Source organism: Aquirufa originis, assembly GCF_042714495.1.
GTDB classification, from domain to species: Bacteria; Bacteroidota; Bacteroidia; order Cytophagales; family Spirosomataceae; genus Aquirufa; species Aquirufa originis.
Map to the genome: position 1 here is coordinate 1,201,256 of NZ_JBBKXY010000001.1, position 13,745 is coordinate 1,215,000.

At 40.8% G+C, this 13,745-nt stretch carries 13 protein-coding genes (1 of these 13 cut by a window edge); 7 read left to right on the plus strand and 6 right to left on the minus strand.

Annotation, left to right across the window (positions count from 1 at the left end):
* Positions 1-31: 31 nt before the first annotated feature.
* The 4 genes from SKC35_RS05295 to rsfS form a co-directional block, all read right to left on the minus strand.
* Positions 32-1,519, minus strand: coding sequence for a glycoside hydrolase family 32 protein (locus tag SKC35_RS05295; protein ID WP_377978381.1), 1,488 nt, complete (start codon positions 1,517-1,519; stop codon positions 32-34).
* The gene (locus SKC35_RS05300) at positions 1,473-2,276 is read right to left on the minus strand and encodes a UDP-2,3-diacylglucosamine diphosphatase (protein ID WP_377978382.1); all 804 of its coding nucleotides are present in this window, start codon (positions 2,274-2,276) and stop codon (positions 1,473-1,475) included. Before SKC35_RS05300 ends, SKC35_RS05295 begins: the two co-directional genes overlap by 47 nt.
* Positions 2,277-2,314: 38 nt before the next feature.
* A complete protein-coding gene (gene ftsH / locus SKC35_RS05305) occupies positions 2,315-4,507 on the minus strand; it encodes an ATP-dependent zinc metalloprotease FtsH (protein WP_377978383.1) in 2,193 nt (730 codons plus the stop codon).
* A gap of 67 nt (positions 4,508-4,574) precedes the next feature.
* Positions 4,575-4,961, minus strand: a complete 387-nt coding sequence (gene rsfS, locus SKC35_RS05310) for a ribosome silencing factor (RefSeq protein ID WP_130896969.1) — start codon at positions 4,959-4,961, stop codon at positions 4,575-4,577.
* 93 nt (positions 4,962-5,054) lie between these two features.
* Here rsfS and SKC35_RS05315 point away from each other — a divergent pair, with 93 nt between their 5' ends.
* From SKC35_RS05315 to SKC35_RS05330, 4 genes are all read left to right on the plus strand, one after another.
* Positions 5,055-5,843, plus strand: coding sequence for a biotin--[acetyl-CoA-carboxylase] ligase (locus tag SKC35_RS05315; protein WP_377978384.1), 789 nt, complete (start codon positions 5,055-5,057; stop codon positions 5,841-5,843).
* 20 nt (positions 5,844-5,863) lie between these two features.
* On the plus strand, positions 5,864-7,531 hold the full coding sequence (locus SKC35_RS05320; RefSeq protein ID WP_377978385.1) for an AMP-binding protein: 1,668 nt from the start codon (positions 5,864-5,866) through the stop codon (positions 7,529-7,531).
* A gap of 17 nt (positions 7,532-7,548) precedes the next feature.
* Entirely contained in the window at positions 7,549-8,937 is a 1,389-nt protein-coding gene (locus SKC35_RS05325) for a BamA/TamA family outer membrane protein (protein WP_377978386.1), read from the plus strand.
* 184 nt (positions 8,938-9,121) lie between these two features.
* Positions 9,122-9,679 (plus strand): hypothetical protein, encoded by a 558-nt coding sequence (locus SKC35_RS05330; protein WP_377978387.1) that lies wholly within the window; start codon positions 9,122-9,124, stop codon positions 9,677-9,679.
* On the opposite strand, the gene SKC35_RS05335 is transcribed toward SKC35_RS05330, so the two are convergent.
* Both SKC35_RS05335 and SKC35_RS05340 read right to left on the minus strand, forming a co-directional pair.
* The gene (locus tag SKC35_RS05335; protein WP_377978388.1) at positions 9,676-10,728 is read right to left on the minus strand and encodes a branched-chain amino acid aminotransferase; all 1,053 of its coding nucleotides are present in this window, start codon (positions 10,726-10,728) and stop codon (positions 9,676-9,678) included. The two genes, SKC35_RS05330 and SKC35_RS05335, sit on opposite strands and share 4 nt — an antisense overlap.
* Before the next feature lie 12 nt (positions 10,729-10,740).
* Positions 10,741-11,292: a cob(I)yrinic acid a,c-diamide adenosyltransferase gene (locus SKC35_RS05340; RefSeq protein WP_377978389.1), complete on the minus strand. Its 552-nt coding sequence runs from the start codon at positions 11,290-11,292 to the stop codon at positions 10,741-10,743.
* Between the two features lie 88 nt (positions 11,293-11,380).
* On the opposite strand from SKC35_RS05340, the gene SKC35_RS05345 reads away from it, so the two are divergent.
* The 3 genes in view from SKC35_RS05345 to tyrS are tightly spaced (at most 24 nt apart) and all read left to right on the plus strand, a layout consistent with a single transcriptional unit that may run on beyond the window.
* Positions 11,381-11,890, plus strand: coding sequence for an SdpI family protein (locus SKC35_RS05345; RefSeq protein WP_377978390.1), 510 nt, complete (start codon positions 11,381-11,383; stop codon positions 11,888-11,890).
* A complete protein-coding gene (locus SKC35_RS05350) occupies positions 11,887-13,092 on the plus strand; it encodes an S-adenosylmethionine:tRNA ribosyltransferase-isomerase (RefSeq protein ID WP_377978391.1) in 1,206 nt (401 codons plus the stop codon). The genes SKC35_RS05345 and SKC35_RS05350 overlap by 4 nt, the downstream gene beginning before the upstream one ends.
* Before the next feature lie 24 nt (positions 13,093-13,116).
* A protein-coding gene (gene tyrS, locus SKC35_RS05355) for a tyrosine--tRNA ligase (RefSeq protein ID WP_377978392.1) crosses the window boundary here: on the plus strand, positions 13,117-13,745 show its 5' portion. The gene runs 664 nt beyond the window's last position; only the first 629 of its 1,293 coding nucleotides appear in the window; it begins with the start codon at positions 13,117-13,119; the stop codon falls past the right edge of the window.

Sequence of the window (13,745 nt, forward strand, 5' to 3'; positions counted from 1 at the left end):
TTAAAAAGCAATCGAAGATAGTAAAAAATCCCTATTTAACCTCCCAAATACGCAATTCCTTTATCCTGAGTTCACCTCCATACGATACTAAACGAACCGTCTCTTTTTTCTGAGGGAAACGTAACGAGCTGATTGCTACCAAACCATCCTGAGCCAACAACTCTAAGGTAGAATGATCTACCACGAGTTGCAACACTTTCTCTTCCCCGGGAATAAAAGGGGCAGATTGAATCATATCAAAACCTGGGGCTGGAATTTCGCCGCTCAATCGTCGATCGATGAACCAATCTTGACTCTTCTCATCGAAACCGATACGTGTTAATTCTGGATTCTCCTTCGCCTCATCACCCAGTTCTATACCCCATTGTTTCGCATTCGTTGCATCCACTTTAAGTTCAATCACATACGTTTTATCCTGGAGAAACTTCATGCCGGATAAAGTCTTGCTGCCTTTGAGAACCAAATTTTTCGCTTCATAGCTCGGTTTTTGTTTCGTCAAATCAGGCTTCAACACTTGTCTTAATTTTAAACCTTGCGAAGTATGTACTAATGAAAGTGTTCTAGCAAGGGACATTTGGCCTTTCCAAGGAAAGGTCGGCTGCTCTTTTCCATAAGACCAGCTTAACATCCAACCTAACCAAAATGCCTCTTTATTTACCGTGTTATAAAAAGGAATCGCCGCATAAAAATCACGACCATAATCGACATAGTTTACCTGCTCTTTTGGTGCGTCATTCGTAAAGGTTTTTCCATCAAAATTTCCAACAAAATACTGCATCCCCACCGCTTTCTTATAAGGGCCTTGACTAGATAAAGCTAAGACCCATTTTGTTTCTTTCGAATTCTCCACAGGTAACTCTAGTAAGGATGGACATTCCCAAATCATATCCACATCACCCTGTGGACCGAATTCACTTAACAAATTCCAATGAATCAAATCTTTAGAACCATAAAACTGCGCAGTATATTCCCATGGTTTTACGACCGTCATTACAAATTGCTTTGATGGACTGTGGTATATAATATTCGGATCTCTAAAATCTTTCAGATTGATACTTAAAACCGGATTTTGAGCATATTTTGTCCAAGTCAATCCTTCATCATTTGAATAGGCCAAATGCTGTTCTTGCAATGTATTCGGGTAATCTGCTGTATAAATGGCAATTAATAAAGGCTTATTAGGATCTCCTAAACCAGATACATGTTCTTTATCAAAGACCACACAACCAGAGAAGATATATTCTTTACCATTCGGAATCGCAACCGGCAATTCCTCCCAATGCAACAAGTCTTTGCTTTTCGCATGTCCCCAACTCATGTTTCCCCATTCGTTTCCTTTAGGATTGTGCTGATAAAAGAGATGGTAATTCCCATTAATGTAGATCAAACCATTGGGGTCATTTGTCCAATTTTTCTTGGGAGTAAAGTGGATGGCAGGACGCCATTGTTCAGTCGATTTCTGCGCAAACGTATTAAACGCTAGAAGCGTTAAAATGAATAAAGTTGATTTTATTTTCATCAATTTGGAGATAATAAGCATTCTTGAAATGAGGATTAAACCAATCCCCTAGATTGTAATAAGTCGCGCCACCTGGTAGCGGATAAGCAATAGGATGATGTCGATGGCCAAAAACGAATGCCTCAACAACTGGCTTCGACGCAGCTGTTTCGCTCACATAAGATAAAATGTAATCGGTCTCCGGATCAAAGGCTTGCTCGCCTTTCGTCATCGTACTTTCCTTACGAGTTGATGACCAAAAATTCGCCAGACTTATCCCCATATTCGGATGCAAGAAACCAAACAGCCATTGCGCTAATCGATTCGTGAATACTTTCTTCAAAATCTTGTATCCAGTATCTCCAGGTCCCAATCCATCCCCGTGACCAACGTGCAATTGAAATGACTTGTTAGACGTTGTAATTTTTAAGTCATGAGGCTCTCTGTAAATCTTAGCGCCTAGTTCCCGCTCTAAATAATCCCACATCCACAAATCGTGATTTCCCACAAAAATATGAATAGCAATTCCTTGATCAGCCAGGGCTGACAATTTGCCTAAAAAGCGAACAAAACCGCGCGGAACTGCTGTTTTATATTCGAACCAAAAATCAAATAAATCACCCAACAGAAATAAATCCTGGGCATCAGACTGCACCTGATCTAACCAAGAAACCAAGGCTTTCTCCCGCTCTCTGGATGTCTTTTCATCCGGAAAACCTAAATGAAAATCAGAGGCGAAATATACTTTTTTCCCGGATGTCAGATTAATGTGAATCATATCAAAAAAATGGGGCGATTGTTAGGCGCCCCAATTAATTAACTATCAGTACCTGTTGATTTAGGTTTTCTTGCTCTCGGCTTTGCGGCCACGTCTTTAGCAGCTGTCGGCTTTTTAACTGGTGCCTTTTTAGCCGCAGGCTTTTTAGCAGGCGCTTTCGCTACCACCTCCGCCTTTTTAGCCACAGGGGCTTTCTTAGGGGCATTCTTTTTCTCTTCTGCTAAATCACGCTCATCTTTCGCCACCTTGCGTTTTTTCTCGGTCTCACCCTTGATAAACTCTTGGTAAGAGGTTAATTGCTCAAAAGGACGAGGACCTACGAGTGCCTCTAAATCGCTTTGAAATAACACCTCTTTTTGCAATAATTGCTCAGCTAAAATCGTCAATTTATCTTGCTTCGATTTCAACAATTTCTTCGTGCGATCATAAGCCTCCTTGATGATTTTACGAACCTCCTCATCAATTTCACGTGCCGTGGTTTCCGAATAAGGCTTATTAAACTGGTACTCCGATCCTTTAGAATCATAATAAGAGATATTGCCTAATTTCTCGTTCATACCATAAATGGTCACCATCGAGTAGGCTAATTTCGTGATACGCTCTAAGTCGTTTTGTGCTCCTGTTGAGATCTTACCAAAGACAATCTCCTCCGCAGCCCGACCACCTAAAGTCACACACATCTCATCCATCAATTGCTCCGTACGGTACAAAAATTGCTCTTTAGGCAAGTATTGTGCGTAACCTAATGCCGCCACCCCACGAGGGACAATCGACACTTTCACTAATGGGTTTGCATGTTCTAAGAACCAGCCTGCAATCGCGTGTCCTGCTTCGTGGAACGCAACAATTTTCTTCTCTTCTGGAGAGATTAACTTGTTTTTCTTCTCTAAACCACCAATCACGCGATCCATCGCCTCTTGGAAGTCATTCATATCCACCGCTGTCTTAGAACGACGAGCAGCGATTAAAGCCGCCTCGTTACACACATTGGCAATCTCAGCACCTGCAAAACCAGGAGTCTGAGCCGCTAATTCTTTAGGGTCTGTATCAGCCGCTAATTTCAATGGCTTTAAGTGCACCTTGAAAATAGCTTCACGCCCAATGATATCGGGTTTGTCAATCGAGATTTGGCGATCGAAACGACCTGGGCGCAATAAAGCAGGATCCAATACATCAGGACGGTTTGTAGCCGCCATAATGATAATTCCTGAATCTGTTGCAAAACCATCCATCTCCACTAAAAGAGAGTTCAAGGTATTTTCACGTTCATCATTACCACCTGGCATAGAGCCACGTCCTCGAGAACGGCCTACTGCATCAATCTCATCAATAAAGATAATACAAGGTGCTTTTTCCTTTGCTTGCTTAAACAAATCACGCACACGAGCTGCACCTACACCCACAAACATCTCTACAAAATCAGAACCAGATAAAGAGAAGAATGGAACGCCAGCTTCCCCTGCCACTGCTTTCGCTAGCAAGGTTTTACCCGTACCTGGAGGGCCTACTAATAAGGCTCCCTTCGGAATTTTACCCCCTAAATCAGTGAACTTTTTAGGGAATTTTAAGAACTCAACAATCTCTTGAATCTCTTCTTTTGCTTCATCTAAACCGGCTACATCATTGAACGTAATCTTTACTTTCGATTCCCCTTCAATTAAAGTGGCACGTGAGCGACCGATGTTGAAAATTTGGCCACCGCCCCCAGCTCCACCACCCATTCTGAAGAATAAGAAATAGAAACTTAGACCCATCAAAATAAAGAAACCCCAAGTACCTAACCAGTCCAATGGACCAGTTCTCGTCTCTGGGGAAGCCATGATTTGTTCATTACGCGGGAAGGTTTTTTGGCGATCTTCTAAGAAGCGCTCAAAGCTTTCTTTCGAATTGATCTCAAATTCAAAGTGAGGAACCTGAGCCGCAGGAACTAATTTCTGAGTCGTATTTTTCTTGAAATACTTTGGAATAAACGTCGATTTTAAACTAACCTCGACAATTTTATCATTAACAATAATGACCTTTTCTACCTCTTTCTGAATCAACATGGATTCAAATTGCTTGATGGTAATGGGCTGCAACGTCGTTTCCTTTGAAAAGAAAAATAGACTGATCACGGCAATCACTAGACCTACGACCATCCAGCTTTGGAATCCTCCTACTGGTTTTTTAGGCATTCTAGGTTGTAAGCCAGAGCGCTTTGCATTTTTAAAATTGTTCCCTTGTTTCGCCATTTTGATTTTTATTGTTGGGCATTAAACACCTTGTTAGGTGCAAAGGTTCTATAAATCGAAAATAAAATTAATCTGGAATAACGGTAAACTTAGCGTCTCCCCACAGTTCTTCTAATTTAAAGAAAGAACGTTTTTCTTTTAAAAATACGTGCACAATTACATCGTAATAGTCCATCAAAATCCATTCGCGATTCGCTTTACCTTCTACTGCATGCACATGAATTTTTCCTGACTCCCACACTTCTTTATCCACTGAATCAGCGATCGCATCGATCTGCGTATCTGATGTACCGGAGCATATCACAAAAAAGTCTGTGAATGCGTTATCCACTTTACGTAAATCTAGCACCGTAATTTCTTGTGCTTTTTTATCCTGCATGCCTTTTACCACCCAGCTCACTATTTCCTCAGACGCATCGACTTGCTTAGCGGCTTTCTTAAGAGTTTTACTCATAAATGTTTTTTCTGTATTAATTTGTGTAACAAGAAACCAATAACGAATAAAAATCTAAATTTGTTCTTGTAACCCTAAAATTACAAATAATAATTGAACAATTACCACGCTCCTACCCGCTTCGTCGGCAAAAACAGTAAATATCTAGACATTTGTCCATCGACTAATTCGCTGGCCTTCTCAGAGGCTTTGAACGAAGATTTACCGGAGGGATTTGCTTGGATTGCTGGACATCAAACAGCGGGTAGAGGCCAAAGAGGGAACACCTGGAATGCCGAACCAAACCAAAACCTAACCCTCTCATTTTTATTACGTCCACCTCATCGATTATTAGACAAGCAATTCTATTTGAGCAAAGCTATTGCGAATGGAATATTAGCTGGATTAGAGGCTTGGTCTCGGACTACACAAGGAGAAAGTTTTAATTTCGAAATCAAATGGCCGAACGACATCTACCTCGATGGAGTCAAAATGGGCGGCATTTTAATTGAAAATAATTTTCAAGCTGGCCAATGGAGTTTCTCCATTATTGGAATCGGACTCAACATCAATCAGAAACAATTTGAAAATATCCGAGGCACATCCCTTCGCGCCTACCTACAACTAAATCAAGAGATTGCGCTTACCGAAATATACTCCTACATTTCACTGGGAATAGAAGAATCCTACACTTTATTCCTGAACGAGGCCTTCCCGACTATTGACGAAATTTATCACGAACGTTTATTCAGACGCGCGGAATGGGCCATCTATGAGGCATCAAACGAAAAGTTTGAAGGTAAAATTTTAGGCGTAAACGAACAAGGTTTATTAGAAATAGAAAAAGAATTCACGGTAGAATCCTATGATTTAAAGGAATTAAGTTTTATTTTTCCTGCCTAATTTACCTCTAAACGCAATTCATGATCACCCATTACCAAAGCAATTTGGAGAACTTTCTTCATTGGGCACAACAACAACCAAACCGAATCTATTTACGCCAACCAATTGGCGACCAATACATTGACTACAGCTATTCCGCTGCAGCATCTGAGGTAAAACGAATTGCTCAGTTCATTCAAAACAACCTAAAGGATGGCCTAAAAAATGTGGGAATTCTCTCTAAGAATTCTGCTCATTGGATGATGGCAGACCTAGCTGTTGCCGCTGCAGGAGGAATTTCAGTACCCTTTTATGCCACATTAACGAAGGATCAATTACATCAAGTGTTGGTTCATTCAGATTGCCAAATTTTGATCGTTGGAAAATTAGATCATTGGGAGAAAATCAAAGACGGAATCCCAGAACACATCTTGCTTATTCATACGCCGGAGAGTTCAGAAAAAACAGGCATACAATGGAGTGACATCTTAAAATGTATGGAAGAAATTAAGACACTCCCTAAACCTAACCCAGAAGACATCGCCACCATCGTATATACCTCAGGTACCACGGGAATGCCCAAGGGCGTCATGATTACCTATGGTGGTATTGAGGCTGGGATAAATATGGCGCGCGAAATCGCATTATTGGATATGCCTGAGACTCGCTTTATATCGTACCTTCCCCTATGCCATATTGCGGAACGAAATTTTGTCGAATTTGCGGCAACTGCTGCAGGCGGCACCATATATTTTGTCGAAAACCTCGATACTTTCGCTCAGAATTTAGCCAGTGCTCGACCAACCCATTTCTTGGCGGTACCACGGATTTGGGCCAAATTCCAAGAGGGCATTTTACACAAAATAGGAGGACAAAAGAAACTGAGCCTGCTATTAAGCATCCCAGTTTTAAAAACGTTGATTCAGAAAAAGATTCAAAAAGGCCTCGGATTAGATCAAACGAAATTAGCCGTAAGTGGCGCAGCTCCCATTACGACTGAACTACTGATTTGGTTTCAAAAACTGGGGATATATATTCAGGAAGCCTATGGCATGACTGAAAATATGGGCCTTAACGCTGTCATGCCTCGTGACCAAATAAAACTAGGCTATGTAGGCAGAATTCACCCGGATTGCGAAACCCGTATCGATCCTGAAACACAAGAAATCCAGATGCGAGCACCTTATAATTCAACAGGTTATTTTAAAGAGCCCGTGTTAACTCAGGAATTATTTACGGAGGATGGCTGGTTGAAAACGGGCGACCAAGGTCTATTAGACCACGAAGGATTTCTTTCTATTATCGGTCGAGTGAAAGATAATTTCAAAACAGCTAAAGGCCATTACGTAGCTCCAGCACCTATTGAGAACAAGCTAAATACACACGAATTCATCGAACAAGTGTGTGTGGTAGGAGTTAATTTGCCTCAACCGATTGGTTTAGTCGTGTTAAGTGCTCTAGGAAAGTCAAAAGATCAAGGAGAATTGCACAAGGCATTTACCGAATTACGCCAAGAAGTAAATCCACTATTAAAAAATTATGAACATTTGAAAAAAATCGTCGTAGTGAAAGAGGATTGGAATATCGAAAATGAATGCCTTACGCCTACAATGAAGATAAAACGTCCCTCGATAGAGAAAAAATACCAAGCTCATTTTGAGGCATGGTACGCTCATCCTGAGACAATTGTTTATGAACTAATGGATTAAAATTTTTACCTTGCGAGGTGAACTATTTCCGCCTATACCTCGTACTTTTTGCCTGCTTTTTTATACAAGAAGCAGCTCAGGCACAGTATGTCATCGTAGATAGTGTCATTTTCAAAGGGAATGAAAAAACCAGAGACAATATACTTCGCAGGGAGTTAGACTTAAACTCAGGAGATACGCTTCAAGTAGCAGAAATCGACTCTAGGCTTGAGTTCAACCGCCGTAAATTAACGAATACGAATTTATTCATTTGGGTTAAGGGCGATTACCACCAAAACAAACCACAACACATTATCATTACCTATGAATTCCTCGAACAGTGGTATTTATTAGGCTACCCCGTTTTCCAATTAGCGGACCGAAACTTAAACGACTGGTGGTCCCGAGGGCATTCCATGGAGCGCACGATCTATGGCGCCCATTTGATTCATAACAACTTTATGGGGCGAAATGAAAAACTCAGTCTCAAAGCCGAGACAGGATTTACACAACGTCTCGAATTAGGCTACTCGAACCCCTATATTGACCCTAAAAAAACACTGGGTTTAGGCGCCTCTCTCACCTATATCACGAACAAAAATTTAGCCTTTCGAACGGTTAATGATACGCTTAATACGTTGAGTAGTAATAAAATCTTACGTGAACGTTGGAGCGGGGCTTTGAGCCTTCGAAAAAGACTCAAGTTCTATGATTTTCATTTCGCTGAAATACGGTATAGCCACTCTGTAGTGGCTGATACGATTCGACAGTTAAACCCCAATTATTATTATAAGGGCTCAAACGAACAAAACTTCTTGCAATTAACCTACGCTTATTCTTACGATTTTCGAGATTACGCCCCCTACCCTTTGCGAGGTAAAAAGCTTGATTTTGCGTATAACTTTTATGGAATTTTGGCACAGGATGCCTTGAATTATTGGGATCTAAAAGCATCTATTGCCTATTTTTTCGACTTAGGGTCTAACTTTTTTATCACCACACAGTGGAGGGCAAAAGTGACCCAAGAAAATAAAAACATCCCCTATGCAAATATTCAGGCGCTAGGCTACGGCACAGACAATGTAAGAGGATATGAGTTAAATGTGATTGATGGCACGAATTACTTGTTGTCTAAAAACACCTTCAAATTCCAATTATTAAATAAAATTATCCCTATTCGATTTATCCCCTATAAGCAATTTAATCAAATGCCGGTCTCCATTTACCCCACGGTATTTTTTGACTTTGCTTACGTATATCAGGCACACCCGGAATTAACCTCAAGTCGCTTTTCGAATCGTTGGATTTACGGAATGGGCCTAGGGTTTGATATCGTCACCTATTACAACTTCGTCTGCAAATTAGGGGTTCCAGTAGTAAATAGTGGAAAATCAGGACTTGTGGTAAGTATTGGCAGAGAATTTTAGCCAAAAAAAAAGCCGATCAAAGACCGGCTCATTTTAAAAATACCTAACCACTAATAATCTTATATAACTGACAGACCTAGCGTCTTTAAAATCATAATTTTTCCAAAAATAACATTTTTTATTATCAATGGCGAAATTCATTTATTTTTGACAAATAAAAAACCTTCGCCCTACCTACAATTGTATGAAGAACCCGTTAAATAAACTAATCGTTCCTTTATTCGCACTATTATTTTTTGCCGCCTCTTGTAATCAAGAGAAACAGAATGAAAATAAGGAGAGCGGTCAGCAAGAATTAATCGCTGCTGCTTGGAATAATAGTGGTGAATGGGTCCAAAAACTAAGCCTAAGTCCTAATCAAGTCATTCGTAACACTACTTGGGGGCAAGATTTTTCTAGCCTGAAAGACACCTTAGAATTAGCGGAATCACAACCAGAGAAAGGCAAATCGTACACTCTCTATTTCGATAACACCGATCTAAACTTTAGCGACATTACCTATATTCCTAACGAACAAAATAAACTTAAGGAAATTGGCTTCGATATTTTTGTTGAATCAGGAGCAGATGTTCAACCATTAATCGATCACTGGAAGGTTTATTTAGATGCCAAATTTGGTCCTTCTGAGGTAAATGGGAAAACCATCCTTTGGTCTAAAAACAAAAATACCCGAATCGAATTAGAGAATGTAAGTACTCCAAAGGATCCGGGTATTAAACTTAGCTTTACAGCCGTTCACTAAATTTTATAAATCCAGCCTCGGGTGTCAGCGATTTCACCTAAGCGAATCTGGCTGATCTCCGTAAATACTTTGGCTGAGAAATCAGTGTTTTTGCGTGCAGGTAATTCGTAATCCTTACCTTCAAAACCAATCGTTTGGATAGGTGCTATAACAGCAGCCGTACCCGCACCAAAAGCTTCTGTTACCGCTCCTGAGCTAATGCCTTCTACTAATTCCTTCACGGATAAAAGACGCTCTTGCACTTCTACTCCCCAGTCTTTTGCAATCTGAATCACCGACTTACGGGTCACACCATCTAAAATGGTGTCTCCCGTAGGCGCCGTCACTAAGGCTCCATTAATGATAAACATCAAGTTCATCGTACCCGCTTCTTCCACATATTGGTGTGTTGCTGCATCTGTCCAAATGATTTGATCGTAGCCATCCTTGTTTGCTTGAACAGTCGGATACAAGGATCCACCATAATTTCCAGCATTCTTCGCAAAACCTACCCCGCCTTTCGCTGCCCGAATATATTCTGTCTCCACACGAACACGCAAAGGCTTCGTATAATATGAACCTACCGGGCATAGAAAGATGATGAATTTATAAGTTGTCGAAGGAGAAACTCCTACATATTCGTCTGTCGCAAACATAAATGGACGGATATACAAAGAGCAACCCTCTTTTTCTGGAACCCAGGCATTATCTAATTGTATCAATTGCTTCAAACCTCCCAAGAAAATCTCTTCAGGCACCTCCGGCATACACATACGTAGCGCAGATTTATTGAAACGCTTCATATTCTCCTCAGGACGAAATACTAAAACCTCCCCCTTCTTAGAACGATAAGCCTTCATACCCTCAAAAATGGCCTGACCATAATGAATGGACATCATCGCTGGCTGATAGGATAAAGGACCATAAGGTTGGATTTGAACCGATTTCCAAGCTCCATCCGCATATTCTGCGACGAGCATGTGATCAGCGAAACTGCGGCCAAAAGCCAAATTGTCAAAATCAACCTCGCTTAAGCGAGATGTAGGCGTTTTTTGGATGGTAATTTGCATAAGTTTTTGTTTCTACTTGCCGGAATTCCATGGTATCTCAGGGATAGCCAATGAATGGTGCAAATAACGGCACATCATAAATAAGTAATCTGATAATCTATTCAAGTAGGCGATCGCAGTCGCATAATCTTCTTTTTCTTCCACCTGCACCCAACGAATCAAACTGCGTTCTGCGCGTCGGCAAACAGTACGGGTAATTTGGGCGGCAGCGATGGTGGGATGTCCTCCCGGTAGAATAAAGAAACGCATCGGCGCTATTTTACCATCTATTTCATCAATCATTTCCTCTATAGCCACAATATCGTGCAAGGAAATCAACTTCATGTTACCCAGGTATTCTTTGGAATCACTCGCAACGTGAGCGCCCAAAACGAATAAACTCGATTGTATAGATTGTAATTTTTCAGCTAATGAAGCTTCTATTTGACAAACTAGCGCACCAATGTGGCAATTTAATTCATCGATATCCCCAATCGCATCCATCCGAACATCGGATTTAGACAATCCTTTTCCGTCCGCTAAGCGGGTAAATCCTCCATCTCCGTTCTTCGTATAAATTGCCATCTTCTAGGGGTTATTTACAAAAATAATAGAAATAAAGATTAGGTCGGTATGATTTTCAAAACTAATTTTGCAGACATTTTAATCAACTATGTCGATAGACCACTTTGCATCTCGAGTTTGGCGAATTTTGTCCATGGTGGCGTTCGGAATCTCCTTGTTATTTATTTACAGAGGGCTTCCTGATCCTACGGCGGTGCATTTTGGAGAAACAGGACGTGGCGATGGATTTCTGCCAAAAGAGGAGGTCTTTTATTTAGTTGCTGGAATTATCACATTAATGAACGTTTTGGCTTTATTATTAATCAAGGCAATCGATAAAATTCCGACCGGAAAATGGTCACAAATCTTACCTGTTTTTGCAGAAAAAGGAAATGAGACGGTAAAAAGAACATTCATCAACTGGCTTCATTTCTTCCCAGCACTCATTAATACGTACTTAATCCTCGTGATGAGAGCTTTATTGATGTTAAATGACGAAAGAACTTATCAGACAGATTACAGCTACATCCCTATGTTAGGCATCGTATTCCTATTAATTTGGTTGATCTATTTACCCGTTCGTCTATTTACTAGCCCTAAATTCGAAGAGGAGCTATGAGTATTCAAATGCCGAATATTCCCATTCAGGCCTTTGATTACCCCTTACCTGAATCGAAAATCGCTCAATTTCCTCTAGCTAATCGCCACGATTCGAAGCTTTTAGTATTTAAAAATGGTACTATCGAACACAATTCCTTTCGTAATCTAGCGGATTGCTTACCAGAGAATGCTTTATTAATTTTCAATAATACCAAGGTCATTCCTGCCCGCATTCCTTTATTCAAGGAAAACGGCGTGGCGATCGAGCTATTTCTATTACACCCTATTTCTGATGCAGCCCCCACCGAACAATTGATGGAGAGTAAAGGGGAAATCGTTTGGGAGTGTCTAGTTGGAAATAAAAAACGCTGGAAAGAGGGAGATGTCCTTTATAAAGGGGATTTAGCTTTGTCATGGATTGATCGCGAGAAAAATCACATTCGAATCAGTTGGGACACGAACAAAAGCTTCGCCGAAATTTTGGAAGGAATAGGCAAAATCCCGCTTCCTCCTTATATGGAACGGGATACGGAACTAAGTGATAGTGATCGCTACCAGACACTTTTCTCAGAAAAATTAGGTGCTGTGGCGGCTCCTACCGCTAGCTTGCATTTCTCTGAAGAGGTATTAGCCGATTTAGATCGACGTAATATCCCTAAAACCTATCTCACCTTGCACGTGGGCGCTGGCACCTTTTTACCTGTAAAGGAAGAAGATGTCCGAAACCATCCCATGCACCGAGAGCAATTGGTTTTCACCCCTGAATTAATAAAAACACTTTTAACCCATAGAGGACCATTCATTCCGGTAGGAACGACGGCGTTGCGCGCTTTAGAAAGCTTGTATTGGAGTGGCGTTTGGCTACTTGAAAAAAGGCCTATGGATAACGGAGTTCTCGTTATCCCCAAAGAATTTGCTTACGAATTGCGTTCGACCATTCGTATAAAGGACTCCTTAGAGGCCATTATTCGTTATTTAGAGGCTAACAATATATATCAATGGGTCGCAGAAACAGAGATTCTGATTATGCCGGGCTATACCTTGCATTTCTGTGATGGCATCATTACAAATTTTCACCAGCCAAAATCTACGCTATTAGTGTTAATCGCCGCCTTGATTGGGGATGATTGGAAGCGGGTATACGACACGGCTTTGGCAAACGATTACCGCTTCCTTAGTTATGGGGATTCGTCTCTATTATTTAAAAAGAAGGATATTTAGTACTTTTGCAAAAAAGAAATTATTATGACAAATTTCATTGAAGAATTACGTTGGAGAGGGATGTTACACGATATGATTCCAGGTTTAGAGGATCAGCTTGCCAAAGAAATGACGGTAGCCTATATCGGTTTCGACCCTACTGCACCGAGTCTTCACATCGGAAATTTAGCGGCGATCATGCTCTTAAAGCATTTTCAATTGTCAGGTCATAAGCCTATAGCCTTAGTAGGTGGAGCCACCGGAATGATTGGTGATCCATCTGGGAAATCCGCCGAACGCGATTTTCTTTCAGAAGATACGTTACGCGAAAATCAAGTAGGTATTCAAGCTCAACTTGAGAAATTCTTGGAATTCCATTCTGGAGCTAATTCTGCTGAGGTGGTTAATAATTACGATTGGTTCAAAGAATTCAGCTTCTTAGGTTTCCTACGTGAGGCAGGCAAATTCTTAACCGTTAATTATATGATGTCCAAAGATTCGGTAAAGAAGCGCCTTGAAACCGGTATTTCTTTCACAGAGTTCTCTTATCAATTATTACAAGGTTACGATTTTTACCATTTATATAAGCACAAAAATGTACGCCTTCAAATGGGTGGTTCTGATCAGTGGGGTAATATTACCACAGGTACAGAAATTATCCGCCGAAAAGAAGG

Coding starts and splice junctions, on each gene's coding strand:
- SKC35_RS05295 (WP_377978381.1), bottom strand. CDS start 1,519: ATGAAAATAAAATCAACTTTATTCATTTTAACGCTTCTAGCGTTTAAT.
- SKC35_RS05300 (WP_377978382.1), bottom strand. CDS start 2,276: ATGATTCACATTAATCTGACATCCGGGAAAAAAGTATATTTCGCCTCT.
- ftsH (WP_377978383.1), bottom strand. CDS start 4,507: ATGGCGAAACAAGGGAACAATTTTAAAAATGCAAAGCGCTCTGGCTTA.
- rsfS (WP_130896969.1), bottom strand. CDS start 4,961: ATGAGTAAAACTCTTAAGAAAGCCGCTAAGCAAGTCGATGCGTCTGAG.
- SKC35_RS05320 (WP_377978385.1), top strand. CDS start 5,864: ATGATCACCCATTACCAAAGCAATTTGGAGAACTTTCTTCATTGGGCA.
- SKC35_RS05330 (WP_377978387.1), top strand. CDS start 9,122: ATGAAGAACCCGTTAAATAAACTAATCGTTCCTTTATTCGCACTATTA.
- SKC35_RS05335 (WP_377978388.1), bottom strand. CDS start 10,728: ATGCAAATTACCATCCAAAAAACGCCTACATCTCGCTTAAGCGAGGTT.
- SKC35_RS05340 (WP_377978389.1), bottom strand. CDS start 11,292: ATGGCAATTTATACGAAGAACGGAGATGGAGGATTTACCCGCTTAGCG.
- SKC35_RS05345 (WP_377978390.1), top strand. CDS start 11,381: ATGTCGATAGACCACTTTGCATCTCGAGTTTGGCGAATTTTGTCCATG.
- SKC35_RS05350 (WP_377978391.1), top strand. CDS start 11,887: ATGAGTATTCAAATGCCGAATATTCCCATTCAGGCCTTTGATTACCCC.